The 15,745-nt window shown below is 66.4% G+C and carries 22 protein-coding genes; 9 read left to right on the top strand and 13 right to left on the bottom strand.

Annotated features, from left to right (window positions below; translation table 11 throughout):
- The first annotated feature begins 7 nt into the window (after positions 1 to 7).
- Together M2334_RS00400 and M2334_RS00395 are read left to right on the top strand one after the other, a co-directional pair.
- Positions 8 to 739 carry a hypothetical protein gene (locus M2334_RS00400; protein WP_264593500.1) on the top strand — a complete coding sequence of 244 codons (732 nt, stop codon included), beginning with the start codon at positions 8 to 10 and terminating at the stop codon, positions 737 to 739.
- A gap of 108 nt (positions 740 to 847) precedes the next feature.
- A complete protein-coding gene (locus M2334_RS00395; RefSeq protein WP_264604535.1) occupies positions 848 to 2,449 on the top strand; it encodes an ABC-F family ATP-binding cassette domain-containing protein in 1,602 nt (533 codons plus the stop codon).
- 15 nt (positions 2,450 to 2,464) lie between these two features.
- On the opposite strand, the gene M2334_RS00390 is transcribed toward M2334_RS00395, so the two are convergent.
- The 5 genes from M2334_RS00390 to M2334_RS00370 all read right to left on the bottom strand — a co-directional run bounded on the left by M2334_RS00390 (position 2,465) and on the right by M2334_RS00370 (position 5,742).
- Complete coding sequence (locus tag M2334_RS00390) at positions 2,465 to 2,797, bottom strand: zf-TFIIB domain-containing protein (RefSeq protein ID WP_264593498.1); 333 nt, start codon at positions 2,795 to 2,797, stop codon at positions 2,465 to 2,467.
- Between the two features lie 333 nt (positions 2,798 to 3,130).
- Complete coding sequence (gene rpsI / locus M2334_RS00385) at positions 3,131 to 3,655, bottom strand: 30S ribosomal protein S9 (RefSeq protein WP_264571594.1); 525 nt, start codon at positions 3,653 to 3,655, stop codon at positions 3,131 to 3,133.
- Positions 3,655 to 4,134: a 50S ribosomal protein L13 gene (gene rplM / locus M2334_RS00380; protein ID WP_181560974.1), complete on the bottom strand. Its 480-nt coding sequence runs from the start codon at positions 4,132 to 4,134 to the stop codon at positions 3,655 to 3,657. Before rplM ends, rpsI begins: the two co-directional genes overlap by 1 nt.
- Positions 4,135 to 4,279: 145 nt before the next feature.
- Positions 4,280 to 4,612: a divalent-cation tolerance protein CutA gene (gene cutA, locus M2334_RS00375; protein ID WP_264593497.1), complete on the bottom strand. Its 333-nt coding sequence runs from the start codon at positions 4,610 to 4,612 to the stop codon at positions 4,280 to 4,282.
- A complete protein-coding gene (locus tag M2334_RS00370) occupies positions 4,609 to 5,742 on the bottom strand; it encodes a COX15/CtaA family protein (RefSeq protein WP_264604534.1) in 1,134 nt (377 codons plus the stop codon). The genes cutA and M2334_RS00370 overlap by 4 nt, the downstream gene beginning before the upstream one ends.
- A gap of 135 nt (positions 5,743 to 5,877) precedes the next feature.
- Here M2334_RS00370 and M2334_RS00365 point away from each other — a divergent pair, with 135 nt between their 5' ends.
- The 3 genes from M2334_RS00365 (at position 5,878) to M2334_RS00355 (ending at position 7,626) form a co-directional block, all read left to right on the top strand.
- Positions 5,878 to 6,237, top strand: coding sequence for a MerC domain-containing protein (locus M2334_RS00365; RefSeq protein WP_181561562.1), 360 nt, complete (start codon positions 5,878 to 5,880; stop codon positions 6,235 to 6,237).
- Positions 6,238 to 6,369: 132 nt separating this feature from the next.
- The gene (locus M2334_RS00360) at positions 6,370 to 6,759 is read left to right on the top strand and encodes a protocatechuate 4,5-dioxygenase subunit alpha (protein WP_181560971.1); all 390 of its coding nucleotides are present in this window, start codon (positions 6,370 to 6,372) and stop codon (positions 6,757 to 6,759) included.
- A 3-nt stretch (positions 6,760 to 6,762) separates the two neighbouring features.
- Positions 6,763 to 7,626: a class III extradiol dioxygenase family protein gene (locus tag M2334_RS00355; protein ID WP_264571590.1), complete on the top strand. Its 864-nt coding sequence runs from the start codon at positions 6,763 to 6,765 to the stop codon at positions 7,624 to 7,626.
- Positions 7,627 to 7,769: 143 nt separating this feature from the next.
- Here M2334_RS00355 and M2334_RS00350 read toward each other — a convergent pair whose 3' ends face one another.
- Positions 7,770 to 8,924: an L-lactate dehydrogenase gene (locus tag M2334_RS00350; RefSeq protein ID WP_264593495.1), complete on the bottom strand. Its 1,155-nt coding sequence runs from the start codon at positions 8,922 to 8,924 to the stop codon at positions 7,770 to 7,772.
- 84 nt (positions 8,925 to 9,008) lie between these two features.
- Between M2334_RS00350 and M2334_RS00345 the strand changes: the two genes are divergently transcribed.
- Both M2334_RS00345 and M2334_RS00340 read left to right on the top strand, forming a co-directional pair.
- Positions 9,009 to 9,266 (top strand): hypothetical protein, encoded by a 258-nt coding sequence (locus tag M2334_RS00345; RefSeq protein WP_264604533.1) that lies wholly within the window; start codon positions 9,009 to 9,011, stop codon positions 9,264 to 9,266.
- Between the two features lie 11 nt (positions 9,267 to 9,277).
- Positions 9,278 to 9,577: a hypothetical protein gene (locus tag M2334_RS00340; protein ID WP_181560968.1), complete on the top strand. Its 300-nt coding sequence runs from the start codon at positions 9,278 to 9,280 to the stop codon at positions 9,575 to 9,577.
- Positions 9,578 to 9,669: 92 nt separating this feature from the next.
- On the opposite strand, the gene M2334_RS00335 is transcribed toward M2334_RS00340, so the two are convergent.
- From M2334_RS00335 to M2334_RS00305, 7 genes are read right to left on the bottom strand one after another with little or no spacing between them, the layout of a single operon-like run.
- Positions 9,670 to 10,326, bottom strand: a complete 657-nt coding sequence (locus tag M2334_RS00335; protein ID WP_264588227.1) for a glutathione S-transferase family protein — start codon at positions 10,324 to 10,326, stop codon at positions 9,670 to 9,672.
- A 4-nt stretch (positions 10,327 to 10,330) separates the two neighbouring features.
- Entirely contained in the window at positions 10,331 to 10,822 is a 492-nt protein-coding gene (locus M2334_RS00330; RefSeq protein ID WP_264588228.1) for a VOC family protein, read from the bottom strand.
- Positions 10,823 to 10,833: 11 nt separating this feature from the next.
- Positions 10,834 to 11,604 carry a VOC family protein gene (locus M2334_RS00325; protein ID WP_264593494.1) on the bottom strand — a complete coding sequence of 257 codons (771 nt, stop codon included), beginning with the start codon at positions 11,602 to 11,604 and terminating at the stop codon, positions 10,834 to 10,836.
- 23 nt (positions 11,605 to 11,627) lie between these two features.
- The gene (locus M2334_RS00320) at positions 11,628 to 11,987 is read right to left on the bottom strand and encodes a DUF1428 domain-containing protein (protein ID WP_264604532.1); all 360 of its coding nucleotides are present in this window, start codon (positions 11,985 to 11,987) and stop codon (positions 11,628 to 11,630) included.
- Entirely contained in the window at positions 11,984 to 12,667 is a 684-nt protein-coding gene (locus M2334_RS00315) for a glutathione S-transferase family protein (RefSeq protein ID WP_264604531.1), read from the bottom strand. Before M2334_RS00315 ends, M2334_RS00320 begins: the two co-directional genes overlap by 4 nt.
- 42 nt (positions 12,668 to 12,709) lie before the next feature.
- On the bottom strand, positions 12,710 to 12,940 hold the full coding sequence (locus M2334_RS00310) for a DUF4287 domain-containing protein (RefSeq protein WP_264571582.1): 231 nt from the start codon (positions 12,938 to 12,940) through the stop codon (positions 12,710 to 12,712).
- Between the two features lie 23 nt (positions 12,941 to 12,963).
- Complete coding sequence (locus M2334_RS00305) at positions 12,964 to 13,377, bottom strand: VOC family protein (protein WP_264571581.1); 414 nt, start codon at positions 13,375 to 13,377, stop codon at positions 12,964 to 12,966.
- An 85-nt stretch (positions 13,378 to 13,462) separates the two neighbouring features.
- Between M2334_RS00305 and M2334_RS00300 the strand changes: the two genes are divergently transcribed.
- Together M2334_RS00300 and M2334_RS00295 are read left to right on the top strand one after the other, a co-directional pair.
- The gene (locus M2334_RS00300) at positions 13,463 to 14,185 is read left to right on the top strand and encodes a winged helix-turn-helix transcriptional regulator (protein WP_264604530.1); all 723 of its coding nucleotides are present in this window, start codon (positions 13,463 to 13,465) and stop codon (positions 14,183 to 14,185) included.
- 40 nt (positions 14,186 to 14,225) lie between these two features.
- On the top strand, positions 14,226 to 15,737 hold the full coding sequence (locus M2334_RS00295) for a YifB family Mg chelatase-like AAA ATPase (RefSeq protein WP_264604529.1): 1,512 nt from the start codon (positions 14,226 to 14,228) through the stop codon (positions 15,735 to 15,737).
- Positions 15,738 to 15,745 lie beyond the last annotated feature (8 nt).

The following is a 15,745-nucleotide window of genomic DNA, read 5'->3' as shown; positions in this document are numbered from 1 at the left end:
GATGCGGTTGATCCCGCGCAAAGCCTGGCGGTGGGGGCTGACCTATCCTGTGCACATGTTGGAAGACGAGCGGCAGACGATGGGCAATCCATCAGAGCAGCAGGACCGCGCGATGGCCGCACGGCTCGCTTATGCGGCTGCACTGGCCTGCGCGTTGTTCGCCCTCGCCTATGTCTGCGGGCAACTGCTCGAATGGCTTGGCCTGCTCGGCTCTGCCGGCGGCCCGAATGCTGCCAGCGCCCCGCGCGGGCTGGCGCTGCTGCTCACGCCGTCGCTGTTGCTCGGCCCAGCCTTCGTGATCCTCATGGCCGCCCTGCATCGGCTCGCGCCGCCGGGGCGTCGGGCCTTCAGTCAAAGCGCGTTTGGCTTCGCGATCATGTATGCCACGCTCACGGGCCTCGTCTATTTCGTTCAGCTCACCTTCGTAGCGCCGAGACTGGCCAGCGGCCATACGGCCGGCATCGAGCCCTTTCTCTTCCTGCCTTATCGCAGCTTTCTCTTCGCAGTGGATCTACTGGGCTATGCTCTGATGAGCCTCGCTTCCCTGCTGGCTGCCTTCGCGCTTCCCGCCGGGCGGGGCGGTCGCGCGGCTCATGCAGCCCTGCTCGCCAACGGCCTCCTGATGCCGGCGCTGGCGCTGCAGATGTTCTGGCCGTGGCTGATTTGGGTGGGCGCCTTGTGGGCACTCAGCTTTCCCGCCGCGATGCTTCTCGTCGCGCGCTTGGTGCGGCGGATTTGATTCCGCGCACGATCGCGCCTACATCGCCCCTTCAACGCCGGCAGGAGCACATCATCATGGACAAGGCACCGGACATCCGCCCGATTGTTCCTTCGTCACAGGTGTTCCATGCCCGGCCCAAATCCCGCTCTTCTCACCCTCGATCACGTCACGCTCGCCCGGCCTGACGGGACGGCGCTTTTCTCTGACCTGACTCTGGCCATCGGGCGGGAGCGGGTCGGCCTTGTCGGGCGCAACGGCGCCGGCAAGTCGAGCCTGCTCGCCATGATCGCCGAGGGCGGCGCGCCACAGGCGGGGACGATCCACCGGACCGGGCGCATCGGCACCTTGCGGCAGATCCAGCCGGATGCTGGCAGCGTTGCACATGCGCTCGGCTTGTCCGATGCGCTGGAGAGACTCGCGCGCCTGGACGCGGGCGAAGGATCGCTGGAGGATGCAGCGGAGGCGGACTGGACTCTGCCCGAGCGCCTTGAGCGGGCCCTGGCGGACGTCGGATTGACCGGCACGGCTTTGGATCGCGATTGCGCGACGCTGTCGGGCGGGGAACGCACCCGCGTCGGGCTGGCGGCGATGCTGCTTGCAGAGCCCGAACTGCTGCTGCTCGATGAACCCACCAACAATCTCGATGAAGCCGGCCGGGCCGCGGTGGCGGCGTTGCTGGGCCGCTGGCCGGGCGGCGCGCTCGTCGCCAGCCATGATCGCGCGCTGCTGGAAGGCATGGACCGGATCGTCCAGCTCTCGCCGGTCGGGGCCTTCAGCGTCGGCGGGGGTTGGAGCGCCTTTGTGGCGAGTCGCGATGCGATGCGCGCACGGGCCGAGGACGAGCTGGATCGCAGCCAGCGCACGCTCGCCCGGCAGCAGCGGGATGCCCAGGCTCAGGCCGAGCGCAAGGCCCGGCGGGACAAGGCCGGGCGCACTGCCCGGGCGCGGGGGGATCAGCCGCGCATTCTGCTCGGCAAGCGGGCGGAGCAAGCCGAGCAAAGCGGGGCGCGCGAGCGTCATCAGGCTGAGCGCCAGATCGGCGCCGCCAGCCAGTCGCTAGAGGCCGCCCGCGCGCAGGTGGAGGTTTTGACGCCGATGCAGATCAATCTGCCATCGGCCGGCCTCCCGCATAATCGCACGTTACTGCGGTTTGAGGATGTGGTGCTGGCACGGGGCGGGCGCCGGCTGTTCGGCCCGCTGTCCTTTGCCATCACCGGGCCGGAGCGCGTCGCGATCACGGGCCCGAACGGCAGTGGCAAGACCAGCCTGCTGGCCCTGGCGGTCGGCTTGGCCGAGCCGAGCGCGGGGACCATCCATCGCGGGCCGGGCCGGATCGCGCTGCTCGACCAGCATGCCGACCTTCTGAGGCCCGGCCAGACCCTGCAAGGGGCGATGCTGGCCGCGCATCCCGGTATGACCCTGCACATGGCGCATGAGGCGCTGGCCCGCTTCGCCTTCCGCAACCGCGATGCCCTGAAGGATGTCGCGGTGCTGAGCGGCGGCGAGCGGCTGCGCGCCGCCCTGTGCGTGATCACAAGCGGGCCGGTGCCGCCGCAGCTCTTAATCCTCGATGAGCCGACCAATCATCTCGACATCGAGAGCATCGAGCTCCTTGAGCAGGCACTCGCTGACTATGATGGCGCCTTGCTCGTCGTGAGCCACGATGCCGCGTTTCTGGACCGGATCGGCATCGAGCGGCGGCTGAGGCTGGGCGTGGACGGCTTGTGAGAGCTAAACCCCCGATCAGTCGAACAGCTCTTCGAGGAACGACTTCTTTCGCTTAGGATAGCCTTTATGCGAGCGGTAGCCGTCATCCCGATGGCCCTGCTCGCGATATCGCTCATCGCGGTACGGCTGCTGAGCCTGAGATTGAGGCGGATAGGGCTCGGCGCGGGTCTGTGGCGGGGCGGCAGGCGCCAATTCGGCACTGGCGCGCTCGATAATCTTGTCCAGCTCGCCCCGGTCCAGCCACACGCCACGGCATTGGGGGCAATAATCGATTTCGACGCCTTGGCGCTCGCTCATCACGAGCGGCACGCGGCAGACGGGGCAGGGCATGGACTGGGCTGATGACATGAAAAACCTCCGATGGAACGACTGTCGATCGGGTGACTGATGCAGGTCTTCAATGGGTCTGGACCCGGCACCGAGCGCACTCGATGCGGTCCGACATCACGATCCATAGGGGATCGCCAGAGGGGCCCGGCCCGCAAGGCCAAAGTAGGTGAGCCCTGTTGCAGGTCAAGCCGTCGCGCGTGAACCTATGAGCGCTGCGCCCACAACGCGTCCAAAAGAAAAGGGCCGCCCTGAAGAGCAGCCCTTGTTCCGATCCCGGACGGGAAATTCTGAAGCTTCTGCGCGTCCGCGGAGCCGGACCATGGTCTGCTCCGCGAAACGACGCCGACGTTCTTAGCGCTTCGAGAACTGGAAGCTGCGGCGAGCCTTGGCGCGGCCGTACTTCTTGCGCTCGACGACGCGCGGGTCGCGCGTGAGGAAGCCTTCTGCCTTCACGGCGGCGCGCAGCGTGGGCTCATATTTGCTGAGCGCCTGCGCGATGCCGTGCTTCACGGCGCCGGCCTGACCGGAAAGACCGCCACCCTTCACGGTGCAGATCACGTCATACTGGCCGGTGCGGTCGGTGACCGTGAAGGGCTGGTTGATGACGAGACGCAGCGTGGGACGTGCGAAATAGGTTTCCTGATCGCGGCCGTTGACCGTGATCTTGCCGGTGCCGGGCTTCACCCACACGCGGGCGACGGCATCCTTACGACGGCCGGTGGCGTAGGCGCGGCCCTGCTTGTCCAGCTCCTGCTGGCGCAGCGGCGCGTTCGACACCTTCACGGGTGCCTGCACGGCGTCGGTGGCGGCGGGCGCATCGGCGTTACCCTGGGTGAGGTCCTGCAGATCGGACAGCGAGTTGACGGTATCGGACATCAGGCACCAACCTTGTTCTTGCGGTTCATCGCCGCAACATCGAGCACTTCGGGGTTCTGGGCTTCATGCGGATGTTCGCTGCCCGCGAAGACGCGCAGGTTGCGCATCTGCTGACGACCGAGAGGGCCGCGCGGAATCATGCGCTCCACGGCCTTCTCCAGCACGCGCTCGGGGAAACGACCCTCGAGCACCTTCTGCGGAGAGGTCTCCTTGATGCCGCCGGCATAGCCGGTGTGCTTGTAATAGCGCTTGTCGGTCAGCTTGTTGCCGGTGAACTTCACCTTGTCGGCATTGATCACGATGACATTGTCACCGCAGTCGACATGGGGGGTGAAGCTGGGTTTGTGCTTGCCGCGCAGGATGTTCGCGATGATGCTCGCGACGCGACCAACGACGAGACCCTCGGCGTCGATCAGCAACCATTTCTTCTCGACCGTGGCCGGGGTTGCCGGCTTGGTGGTCTTCATGAGCGCCTTCATGGCCTCTTGCCTCCAGGAATGAGTATCCAGAAAATAACAACAGCGGCGCCCCGGAAAAGGCACCGCCCGCGCGGCCCCAATGGCGATGAGGGGGCGGAGAGTCAAGAAAAAGCACGCCCTTGCTGACGGGTATCAGGATGCCCTATCAGTCCAGACGGGCGTCAGGCCGGGTTTTTTCGTGCACCCAGGCCGCATAGGCCGCGGTGGTGTGCGCGGGCCAGGTGAGGATCGCGGGGAGATCATAGGCATGGGCCTGCGCAATGGCGGTCATGAGCGCCGCGCAGCGGTCCGGCGCGGTCTTGAACAGCACCACCGTTTCGGCGCTCTGCTCGATGACGCCATCCCACGGATAGATCGAGCAACCTTCGCCCAGCACATTGGCGCAGGCGGCCAGTCGCTCTTGCACCATCTGGCGGCCCGCCGCTTCAGCCTCGGCGCGCGAACCATAAGGCACGTAGACCAGAGCGATCTCGCTCATGCGCGCGCAGGCGCGAGATCCGATTCGCGATCCCGCTGGCCGATCCGATGCGCGCCGGCGACCGCGATGGCGAGGAGCAGCGCGCCGGTGACCTGATGCGTGACGGCAATGTGCAGCGACACGCCGGTCAGCACAGTGCCGATGCCGAGCATCACCTGCACCAGCGTGGCGCCGGTCAGCGCATAAGAGAGGCGAAGCGCGCCCTGGGCATGAAGGCGCCCGGCCATCCACAGCATGGCGCCCGCCGCGACCATGGCCCACCAGCGATGGAGGAAGTGGACGAGGAACGGGTCACTGGTCAGCGTCATCCACAGCGACCCCCACCATGCGATTCCGTCAGGCACGAAGCGGTCGTTCATCATCGGCCATGTGTTGGAGACATAGCCGGCGCGCAGACCGGCGGTGAGCGCGCCGAGCAGCAACTGGATGAAGAGGATGAGCACGGGGATGGTGCCCGCCCATGTCGGCACGGCCCGTCGCGGCGCGAGGCTGGCGGGAGTGGTGGCGCTGGCGGGATTGGCGGCACCATGCCGGGCCAGGCGCAGGAAGTCGCAGGCGGTCCACACCACGGCGCCGAGCAGGATCAGTGCCATGCCCAGATGCGCGGCGAGCATCGCCGGCTGCACGTTCACCCGGTCGACAAGGCCGCTCTTCACCATCAGCCAGCCGACGGCCCCCTGGGCGCCGCCCAGCGCCAGCAGCACCAGCAAGCGGACACCGAAGCCGCGCGGAATAGCGCGACGCAGCGCGAACCAGGCCAGCGGCACGGCATAGGCAAGGCCGATGATGCGGCCGACCAGCCGGTGGAAATATTCCCAGAAATAGATGTGTTTGAACGCTTCGAGCGTCATGCCCTTGTTCATCAGCGCATATTGTGAGCTGGTGCGATACTGGTCGAACTCTTCCTGCCACTGCGCCTCGTTCATGGGCGGCAGGGTGCCGGTCACCGGCTTCCACTCGGTGATGGAGAGGCCCGATTCGGTCAGGCGGGTGATGCCACCCACCGCCACCATGAAGAGAATCAGGCCCGCGACGACGAACAGCCAGCGTGCCAGCGTGGCGGGACGGCCAAGATGGCGCCCGCTGACCGCGGGCGCACCGGGCGAGGACGAGTGCGCAAGTTCAGCCATCCGGTCCCCATGCGCCGCGGGATCGGCGGAAGCAAGCCCCCCGCATAAAGGCCTCACCCGGAGGCAAAGGATATGTTGTATCTTCCCGCGAGGGGGCGTATGGCCCTTGCAATGAGAACGCTCACCGCACCCCGGATGTGGACAATGCCACAGCTCGACCGGCTGGCCATCGGCCTGTCCGGCCTGTGCGCCGTGCATTGCCTGACGACGGCGATTGCCGTGGGCGTGCTGTCTTCGGTTGCGGGCATTTTCGAGGCGGAGATCATCCACGAAGCCGGCCTGATGATCGCCATGGTGCTCGGCGCGCTGGCGCTCGGCCACGGCGCGCTCAAGCATGGCATGGCGCTGCCGGTCGCGGTCGGCGCGCTCGGCCTCGGCATCATGGCCGGGGCGCTCAGCCTGCCGCATGGCTGGGCCGGCGAGACGCCCTATACGCTGCTCGGCGTCGCCCTGCTTGCCTTCGGTCACGAGCTTAATCGCCGCGCTTTCTGGTGACCCCCGAGCGGCAGGGCCGCTGTGACGACGAACCACTGCTCGACCCAACATCCCCTGCTTGATCAAGGTCAATGTCTGCCCAGCGCGGGGAGCGCAGTGACGGATCCAGTCCTGAAGCAGGAGCATGGATCAATGGGTGCGATCGAAACGATCGAGGCGGGAACGACCGCCAAACGAATCATTCCCGGTACGCCGGTCTTCGACGGTGATGCGGCGGCGCGCGGCTTCGCGCTGAACGCCATGTGCTTTTCGTTCAACGATGCGGCCAATCGCGCCGCCTATCAGGCGGACGAGGAAGCCTATTTCGAGCGCTTCCATCTGACCGAAGAGCAGCGCGAGGCGGTCCGCGCCCGCAACGTCCTCCAGATGATCGAGGCGGGCGGCAACATCTATTATCTCGCCAAGCTGGCCGGCATCTATGGCCTCAACGTGCAGGATGTGGGGGCGCAGCAGACCGGCATGAGTGTCGAGGCTTTCCGTCAAATGCTGCTCGACGCAGCCCATCAGCAAGAGGAGGCCTGAGCCATGGCGCATATTCTCGGTGGTATCTTCACCAGCCACGTGCCGGCAATCGGCGGCGCCATTGCGCGCGGTCAGGAGCAGGACCCTTATTGGAGCCCGTTCTTCGATGGGTTCAAGCCGATCCATCGCTGGCTTGCAACCGCCAGACCGGACGTTGCCGTAGTTTTCTACAATGACCACGGCCTCAACTTCTTCCTCGACAAGATGCCGACCTTCGCGGTGGGCGCGGCGGACAGCTATCACAATGCCGATGAGGGCTGGGGCCTGCCGGTGCAGAACGGGTTCAAGGGCGACGCTGCCCTCTCCTGGCACATCATCGAGGGACTGGTGGAGGACGAATTCGACGTCACGACCTGCCAGTCGATGCTGGTGGATCATGCGCTGGTCGTGCCGTTCCAGCTGTCCTGGCCCGGCGGCGGCCAGTGGCCGGTGCGCATCGTGCCCATCGCCATCAACACCGTGCAGCATCCGCTGCCGAGCCCCAAGCGCTGCCTGGCGCTGGGTCGCGCGGTCGGCAAGGCGCTGCGCAGCTGGCAGGGCGATGAGCGGATCGTGGTGTTCGGCACCGGCGGACTCTCCCACCAGCTGGACGGGGAACGCGCCGGCTTCATCAACCAGCGCTACGACCAGTTCTGCATGGACAATCTCGGCCCCGATCCGGATGCGCTGACGAAAATCAGCGCGCTGGATATCGTTGAGGAAGCCGGCAGCCAGGGCATCGAGATCGTCAACTGGATCGCGGCGCGCGGGGCCTTGGGCGAGGATGTGGCCGAGGTCAGCCGGAACTATCACATCCCCATCTCGAACACGGCGGCGGCGACGATGTTGCTCGAAAGCGGTTCGACCGCCCTTGAACAGGCGGCCTGACGAGGAGGCTATGTTCTCCCCTCCTCTTTAGAGGAGGGGGCGGGGGTGGTGGCGATGCGCCAGCATCGCGCAGGCTTGAATGACGGCGAAGTCGTCGCACCACCCCAACCCCTCCTCTGAAGAGGAGGGGCTTAATAAGGTTGCTAGTATCCGCCCCGCTTGTCGAGCAAATGCGGCCCGGCGTCCGCCACGCGGGCGCAGCCGGTGAGCGCGAGGCCGGAGCGCAGTTCGAGCGCATATTGCGCGAGCATCCGGGAAACAGCGGCTTCGCCCCCGGCGGCGAGGGCGAAGGCCCAGGGGCGGCCGATCATGACGCCCTTGGCACCCAGCGCCAGCATGCGCAGCACATCGAGGCCGTTGCGGATGCCGCCATCGATCAGCACGGTGAGGCGGTCACCCACCGCTGCCACGATGTCCGGCAGCGCCTGCGCGGTGCCCACCGTGGCATCGAGTTGGCGGCCGCCATGGTTGGAGACGACGATCCCATCCGCGCCGATCTCCGCCGCGCGGACCGCGTCGGCCGGGTCCATGATGCCCTTGAGCACCAGCGTGCCGGACCAATGCTCGCGGATGAATGCCAGATCCTTCCAGGTGACGGACGGATCGAAGTTCTGGCCGCTCCAGCGCAGAAAATCGCCCATGCGCACCTTGCCGTTCATGATCGGCACCAGATTGCCGAGTGTATGCGGGCGGCCGTGCAGCCCGACATCCCAGGCCCAGCCGGGATGGGCAAGGATCTCACGCCAGCGCCGGGCCTGACCGCGCAGGCCGGGCGGTCCCGAGAGGCCCGAGCGCTGGTCGCGCCAGCGCGGGCCGGGCAAGGGCAGGTCGACGGTCATGAACAGCGTGTTGCAGCCCAGAGCCTTCACCCGGGCCAGCAGGTCGGCGATGAACGCGCGATCCTTCGCCATGTAGAGCTGGAACCAGAAGGGCAGGCCGGTGCCGGCGATTTCCTCGGCCGAGCAGACCGTCACGGTCGAGGCGACCATCGGCACGCCGTTGGCATGGGCGGCACGGATCGCCTGCGCCTCGCCGCGCCGCGCCAGCAATCCGCCCATGCCGATCGGCGCGAGCATCAGGGGCATGGCGAGCTTTTGCCCGAACAAGGTGGTCGAAAGATCGGATGCCGAGACGTCGTTCAGCACCTGCTGGCGCAAGGTGACGGCGCGAACGGCGGCGCTGTTGCGCGCTAGGGCCAGCTCGTCGATGCTCCCGCCATCGACATAATCGAACAGGAAGCGCGGTAGCCGGCGGCGGGCGGCGTCTCGAAGATCGGTGAAGCTGTGCGGCCAGACCATTCAGCGCCGTGCCTCGCGGGCCTTGGCGGGCGCGTTCGACGCCGCCTTCGTCATCCTCATCATCTGGCTCTCCTCACGGGGTGTGTGCCCACCATTCTGTTTGCGGCGGTGAGCGTAGAGCGGATGACGCGCAAACAAAATAGCGTGCTCTCGATACGGCGCTCGGTGCGCGATGGTGAATTTCGCCAACTATCTGAACGAATAACCAACCTGTGGGAGGGGGCTTTTGACGGCGCTGAGCCTCCCGATTTTCAACATACTGAAAAGAGGTGTTTTTATGATTTGGCACGCAAAGTGCAAAGCCTTGTGTGTCAGTCATTCGGGACTGAAAAAATTCAGTAGGGAGAACCAACATGTCGAGCAAATTTCATCTGATCGCCGCCGCTGCCGCTATCGCCATCCTGCCGCTGGCCCAGCCGGCGCTGGCCGCGCCTGCTGCGGAAACCACCTATCAGATTCCGGCCAAGGTGCTGAAGCGTGGCGACCAGACCTTCTATTGCTTCAAGCAGCAGGCGACGACTGGCACGCGCATGTCCCGCCGGGTTTGCGTGACCGAGAAGGAGCTGAGCTATGCCGGCGCGCGGATCGAAGGCGCGGGGGACTCGGTGCAGATCAGCAAGGGCGGCGAAACCCGGATCGCGAGCCAGCGCTGATCGCCACGCGCTCCGCATGACACACAGGGGCCACAGGCCGGGGGGAGCGTGGGAGCGTGACCCCTCGGCAGCCGGCCGATGGTTAGAGGATTTCAATCCCGGTCCGGCGCGCCAAGCGGGAAATAATGGCGATAGGGCCTCGCGCCCTCGATGCAGCGGGCAACCGACGGGCGCTCGTTCAGCCGCCCGCGATAGGCGCGCACTTCCGGATAGCGCTCGCCGATCGGGTGGACCCAATCGGCATAGAACAGAGCCGGCGCGGCGGCGCAATCCGCCATGCTGAACCCTTGCGGCGAGGCCCAGAGATGCCCGGTCAGCCGCGTTTCCAGCCAGCCATAAATGGTCTCGAGCGCGTCTCGCGCGCGCTGGGTGCGCACCGGATCGCTCGCGCCGATGAGGTGGGGCAGGGCCTCGGTCACCGCCGCCTGAACGGGCGTCATCACATGATTGTCGAACACGCGGTCCATGAACCGCACATCCAGCGCATCATGGGCGGTGGCGGGAATCAAGGGCGCGCGCTCATAGTGGCGCAGGTCCAGATATTCGATGATCGTCGTCGCCTCGATCACCGGTGTGTCTTCATCCATCAGCACCGGGAACTTGCCGAGCGGCCACTGGTCGCGCAGCGCGTCCATCACGCCTTCGTCTTCCACATTGCGCAGCGTGTAGGGCAGTTCCTTCTCGTGCAGCGCGATCATCGCCTTCCAGCTGTAGCTGGAGAAGGGATGGGCAAAGAGGATGTAACTCACGGGGTCAGTCTCCGGAAAAGGCGGTTTCGAGCGTGGCGATGTCGATCTTGTGCATGGTCATCAGCGCGCTGCTCATGCGGCGGACGGCGTCTGCGTCGTCGCTGGCCTGCATCTCCAGCGCCCGGCGCGGCACGACCTGCCAGGAGACGCCGAAGCGATCCTTGCACCAGCCGCACATGCTTTCCGCGCCGCCATCCGCGATGAGTGCGGTCCAGACGCGGTCCAGCTCGGCCTGATCCTCGACGGGGATGACGAAGGACACGGCTTCGGTCTGCGGAAACATCGGCCCGCCGTTCAATGCGGAGAAGGGACGGCCGCTCAGCGTGAACAGCACGAGCATGGCCGTGCCGGCGGGGAAATTGGGCGGGAAGGGCGAGTCATCGACATAGCGGACGATCCGGTCGATGCGGGAATCCGGGAAGAGCGAGACGTAGAAGGTCGCGGCCTCCTCGGCTGTCCCGTCCATCCAGATGCAGGGCGTGATCGCGCTGGTCATCTCCGCTCTCCTTATCGACCGCCCACAAGCGCAAAACGCGCGCCCTGCGGATCGGTGCCCATGACGACCCAGTCACCGCCGGGGACCTCATGGGGGCCTGTGGTGATGGTGCCGCCATGGGCTGTGATGGCTTCCATCGCGGTCGCGATGGACGGTACGCGGAAATAGAAGCGCCATTCGGCCCGCTGGTCTTTCTGTTCCAGACTGGCGCCGATGGGCAGATCGCCGACGGACAGGAAGCGATAGTCGCCCATCGGCCCCATCGGCATGGCGGAGGGGTTGGTCCAGCCGAACAGGCCTGTATAGAAGGCGAGCGCTGCCGGCTGGTCCGGCGAGGATAGTTCGTTCCAGCCGCAATGGCCCACCGCTTGCGGCGAGAAAGCGCGGCTGACGCCACCCTCGACGCTGCCGCGCATGATATAGAAGGGCGCGCCATGCGGGTCGGCCGCCATGGCGAAGCGGCCGACACCGGGGATGTCCTGCGGTTGCACGTAGAGGCGACCGCCCATGGCCAGGATCGCCGCCGCTGTCGCATCGACATCATCGACGCCGATATAGCCGAGCCAGATCGGGCGCCCGCCGCCGGCGATCATCTCGGCATCCAGCGCCATCATGCCCCCGACCTCGCCATCGGCGGCGCGGATCATGCGATAGTCCATGCCCGGCATGTCGCTTCGCTCCGCGATGCTCCAGCCGACCACGGCCCCGTAGAAGGCGCGGGCGGCCTCCAGATCGGTGGTCATCAGCTCGTACCAGATGAATTCGCCCTGCCTGTTGGTCATGGGGCCGCCTCCTCCCGCCAATGCTATTTGCGCTCGTCCAGAATCACGGTGAAGCCGCCGTAGATCATGCGCGGGCCGACCATTGGATTGTCCTCCGGGGCGTGCGCCATGCGCTCGTCGGCCATCAGCTTCTGCCAGCCGGAATCGCGGGTCGCCTTGTCCGGCCACTCGATCCAGGAGAAGACGACGTCCTCGCCCTCTTCCGCCATGACGGCGGTGCGCAGATCGTTGGTCTTGCCGGGCTGCACATCGTCATTCCAGCCCTCCACCACGCGCAGCGCGCCATATTCGATGAAGAGTGGATCGACCCGGCGGGCGATCTCCAGATAGTCCGCCTTGCGGCCCGGCTTCACCGGCACGAGAATGCCATCGATATAGGTCATGCGGATACTCCTTCTGATTGGACCGCATCATCGGAGATGAAGTCGGCCATTTGCGCCGCCATGGCGGCCTTGAATGCGGGACGCGCCTCGCCGCGCGCGACATAGGCGGTCAGCACGTCCGGTATGGCGAGGCGATCCGGCGAGAGATTGCGCAGCGCCTCGACCATCAGAAGGTCGCCGACCGTGAAGCGCTCTTCCAGCCAGGGTTTGTCGCCCAGCGCTGCGGCAAGCCGGTCGAGGCGGCCTTCCACCTGCTTGACGGCATCCGGGCGGCGCAGCCTCGCCCACTCCTGCCCGGCGCAGAACAGGTCGATATCGGCCAGATGCATGATGCCCGGCTCGATGCTGTTGAGTGCGGCGACGGCCCATGTGATCGCCCGCGCCCGCCCGACGGGATCGCGCGGCATCAGCCGCTCGTCCTTCTCGGCGATGTGGAGGACGATGGCGCCACTCTCGAACAGGGCGACATCCCCTTCCCGATAATGCGGCACCTGGCCGAAGGGCTGCTCGCGATAATAGTCCGCCGGCCGGTCGATGGCGCTGATCAGGCGGGTGCGATAATCGAGGCCTGCCTCCTCCAGCGCCCAGCGCACCCGCAGATCGCGGACATGGCCGCGCGCGAACGGCGGCACCCATGAAAATGCAGTGACCTCGATCGGCGCATCAGTCTTCTGCGGCATGGTGAACTCCTCTCATCGGATGCGCTGAGGCGATGGGCGCGCTCAATCGCCTTCCTTGCGAATGCCCTTGAGCAGGGCGTAGACGGCCATCGCGTGGCCCCGGCCAAGATCGAAATCGCGCTTGAGACTGGCGATCAGCGTCGCGGCCTTCACGTCCGGCTTCAGTCTCTTCTCGTCATCGAGAAAGCCGTGAAAGGCGGCATAGGCGCGCAGATCGTCCGGCGACTGGCCGGTCTTTGTCCGAATGGTATCGAGATAGGCCTGAAAGGACATGGCGTGTCTCCGTCGTGTGGCAATTAGGCAGGCTCAGGCATTGCGCTCATGTCCATCCATACCGGCTCCCAGATGTGCCCATCGGGATCGGCGATGCTGCGCGCGTACATGAAGCCATGGTCTTGCATGGGGTTGGGATCTGCGAGACCGCCGCTGCCGGCGCCGCGCTGGACCATATCGTCCACGGCCTCACGGCTTTGCTCGCTCAGGGCAAAGGCCGCCTGCGCGCTGCGGTGGGCGTCGATGATCTCCCGGTCGGTGTAGCTCGAGAAGCGCGGGCGGGTGAGCAGCATGACGCAGATCGCGTCCGAAAAGCGCATCATGGCGGCGCTGTCATCCGTAAACTCCGGCACATTGACGGCGCCGATCGCCTCATAGAAGTGCATCGATCTCGACAGATCGGTCACTGGCAGATTGACGAAAATCATCCGTTCCATGGGCAGCGCGTTTCCTCTCCGGTAGCGAGCCGACCGACTCGGTTCGCCTTGACGATCCTGACCCACAGACTTAAATGTTGCAACCATGGAGTTAGAAAAAATAACTCACGAGGCGAAGCCGCCGCAAAAGCGCCGGTTTGACGACGCCTGCGGCCTCGCGCACGGGCTCGATCTGGTCGGCGAGCGCTGGGCGCTGCTTGTCGTCCGAGAATTGCTGCTTGGGCCGCGTCGCTTTTCCGATTTGCGCGCGGCCTTGCCGGGGCTGAGCGCCAATGTGCTCACCCAGCGCCTGACCGAGCTGGAGGAGCGCCACATTGTCGAGCGTCTGCGCCTGCCGCCGCCCGCCAATGTGCAGGTTTATGGCCTGACGCCATGGGGCAAGGAGGCCGAGCCGATGGTGCTGGCGATGGCGCAATGGGCCTATCGCTCGCCGACGCATGACCGGATGCTGCCGCTCAACGGCACGGCGATGATGCTCTCTTTCAAGGTCAATCTGGATCGGGCAGCGGCGGCGGAGATGGTGCTGCAGGTCGGCTTTCGCATTGACGGCACGCCCTATCGCGCCAGTCTGGATCGCGGGCTTTATCATGTCGAAGCCGGCGAGGTCTCGGCGCCGGACCTCGCCTATGAGGGCAGCGCGCGCGGCCTTGCCAAGCGCTTCTACGGCAAGATGCCCGTCGACCAGCTTGCCGAGACGGGCGAGCTTAGCGTGAGTGGCGATGCGGCGCTGGAGGCGCGCTTCGCGGCGCTGTTCAACCTGCCGCCGCGCTACCAGCCCGACGAAAGCGGCTCGACTTTGCCCCGTTGACCCGACATAGACAGGGAGGGGAACAAAGAGGGGGCAAGTCTTGGTTGCGACGGTGGAAACGGTGGCGTTTCTCGGGCTGGAGGCACGGCCGGTCGAGGTGCAGTGCCAGCTTGTCTCCGGCTTGCCGAACTTCATCGTCGTCGGGCTGGCGGACAAGGCCGTGGCGGAAAGCCGCGAGCGCGTGCGCAATGCCATCGCCGCCATCGGCCTCTCGCTGCCTCCCAAGCGCATCACGGTCAATCTCTCACCGGCGGACCTGCCCAAGGAAGGCTCGCATTACGATCTGCCGATCGCGCTGGCCCTGCTGGGGGCGATGGGCGTCGTCGATGCCGAGCAACTGGCCGATCATCTCGTCGTGGGTGAGCTGGGGCTGGACGGGCGCATCGCGCCGGTGCCGGGCGTGCTGCTGGCCGCGCTCCATGCGGCGCAGGCGGACAAGACGCTGATCTGCCCGGCGGCGCAGGGGTCGGAGGCTGCCTGGGCAGGCTCCGAAGGCGTGCTGGCTGCGCCGGATCTGCTCGGTCTCATCAATCATCTCAAGGGCGCGACGGTGCTGCCGCGCCCGGCACCCGGCACGGTCGAACCGCCTGTGCCGGGGCCGGATCTGCGGCAAGTGAAGGGCCAGGAGGTCGCTAAGCGAGCGCTGGAGATCGCGGCGGCCGGTGGCCATAATCTGGTGATGGTCGGGCCGCCGGGCGCGGGCAAATCCCTGATGGCGAGTTGTCTGCCCGGCATATTGCCGCCGCTGACCCCGGCCGAAGCGCTGGAAGTTTCCATGGTCGCTTCCGTGGCCGGTACGCTCTCGGGCGGGCGGATCAGCCAGAACCGCCCCTATCGCGCGCCGCATCACAGTGCCTCCATGGCGGCGCTGGTCGGGGGCGGGCTGCGGGTGAAGCCGGGGGAAGTCAGCCTCGCGCATCTGGGCGTGCTGTTTCTGGACGAGCTGCCCGAATTTCAGCGCGCGGTGCTGGATAGTTTGCGGCAGCCGCTGGAGACGGGCGAGGTCAGCGTCGCGCGCGCCAATGCGCATGTGACCTTCCCGGCGCGGGTCCAGCTGATTGCCGCGATGAATCCTTGCCGCTGCGGGCATCTCGCCGATCCCGCTTTGGCCTGCTCGCGGGCGCCACGCTGTGCGGGGGATTATCAGGCGAAGGTTTCGGGACCGCTGCTGGACCGGATCGATCTGCATGTGGAGGTCGGCGCGGTTTCCGCGGCGGATCTGCTGCTCCCGCCCCCGGTCGAGGGATCGGCGGAGGTCGCCGCCCGCGTCGCGCAGGCCCGTGCCCGCCAGACGGCGCGCGCGGCATCAAGCGGTGGCGCGCGCACCAATGCGGAACTGACTGGCGATGCGCTGGATGCCCATGCCGCGCCGGACGCGCCGGGCCGCGATCTTCTCGCGCAGGCTGCCGCCGCGATGAAGCTGAGCGCGCGGGGCTATACCCGCGTGCTCAGGGTCGCCCGCACCATTGCCGATCTGGCAGGCGCGGAGACCGTGGGGCGGGCGCATGTGGCGGAAGCGCTGAGTTACAGGCGGCGCGCGCCTGTGAATTGAGGGGGTGA

The sequence above is a fragment of the Sphingobium sp. B11D3D genome (assembly GCF_025961755.1).
GTDB lineage: Bacteria > Pseudomonadota > Alphaproteobacteria > Sphingomonadales > Sphingomonadaceae > Sphingobium.
Note: the sequence above shows the minus strand (reverse complement) of the source record. Positions and strands in the feature narration are given on the sequence as shown.

Excerpts from the sequence above, each read along its gene's own strand:
- M2334_RS00395 (WP_264604535.1), top strand. The coding sequence starts at position 848 with ATGCCCGGCCCAAATCCCGCTCTTCTCACCCTCGATCACGTCACGCTC.
- M2334_RS00390 (WP_264593498.1), bottom strand. The coding sequence starts at position 2,797 with ATGTCATCAGCCCAGTCCATGCCCTGCCCCGTCTGCCGCGTGCCGCTC.
- rpsI (WP_264571594.1), bottom strand. The coding sequence starts at position 3,655 with ATGTCCGATACCGTCAACTCGCTGTCCGATCTGCAGGACCTCACCCAG.
- rplM (WP_181560974.1), bottom strand. The coding sequence starts at position 4,134 with ATGAAGGCGCTCATGAAGACCACCAAGCCGGCAACCCCGGCCACGGTC.
- cutA (WP_264593497.1), bottom strand. The coding sequence starts at position 4,612 with ATGAGCGAGATCGCTCTGGTCTACGTGCCTTATGGTTCGCGCGCCGAG.
- M2334_RS00370 (WP_264604534.1), bottom strand. The coding sequence starts at position 5,742 with ATGGCTGAACTTGCGCACTCGTCCTCGCCCGGTGCGCCCGCGGTCAGC.
- M2334_RS00365 (WP_181561562.1), top strand. The coding sequence starts at position 5,878 with ATGTGGACAATGCCACAGCTCGACCGGCTGGCCATCGGCCTGTCCGGC.
- M2334_RS00360 (WP_181560971.1), top strand. The coding sequence starts at position 6,370 with ATGGGTGCGATCGAAACGATCGAGGCGGGAACGACCGCCAAACGAATC.
- M2334_RS00355 (WP_264571590.1), top strand. The coding sequence starts at position 6,763 with ATGGCGCATATTCTCGGTGGTATCTTCACCAGCCACGTGCCGGCAATC.
- M2334_RS00350 (WP_264593495.1), bottom strand. The coding sequence starts at position 8,924 with ATGGTCTGGCCGCACAGCTTCACCGATCTTCGAGACGCCGCCCGCCGC.
- M2334_RS00340 (WP_181560968.1), top strand. The coding sequence starts at position 9,278 with ATGTCGAGCAAATTTCATCTGATCGCCGCCGCTGCCGCTATCGCCATC.
- M2334_RS00330 (WP_264588228.1), bottom strand. The coding sequence starts at position 10,822 with ATGACCAGCGCGATCACGCCCTGCATCTGGATGGACGGGACAGCCGAG.
- M2334_RS00325 (WP_264593494.1), bottom strand. The coding sequence starts at position 11,604 with ATGACCAACAGGCAGGGCGAATTCATCTGGTACGAGCTGATGACCACC.
- M2334_RS00320 (WP_264604532.1), bottom strand. The coding sequence starts at position 11,987 with ATGACCTATATCGATGGCATTCTCGTGCCGGTGAAGCCGGGCCGCAAG.
- M2334_RS00315 (WP_264604531.1), bottom strand. The coding sequence starts at position 12,667 with ATGCCGCAGAAGACTGATGCGCCGATCGAGGTCACTGCATTTTCATGG.
- M2334_RS00310 (WP_264571582.1), bottom strand. The coding sequence starts at position 12,940 with ATGTCCTTTCAGGCCTATCTCGATACCATTCGGACAAAGACCGGCCAG.
- M2334_RS00305 (WP_264571581.1), bottom strand. The coding sequence starts at position 13,377 with ATGGAACGGATGATTTTCGTCAATCTGCCAGTGACCGATCTGTCGAGA.
- M2334_RS00300 (WP_264604530.1), top strand. The coding sequence starts at position 13,463 with ATGGAGTTAGAAAAAATAACTCACGAGGCGAAGCCGCCGCAAAAGCGC.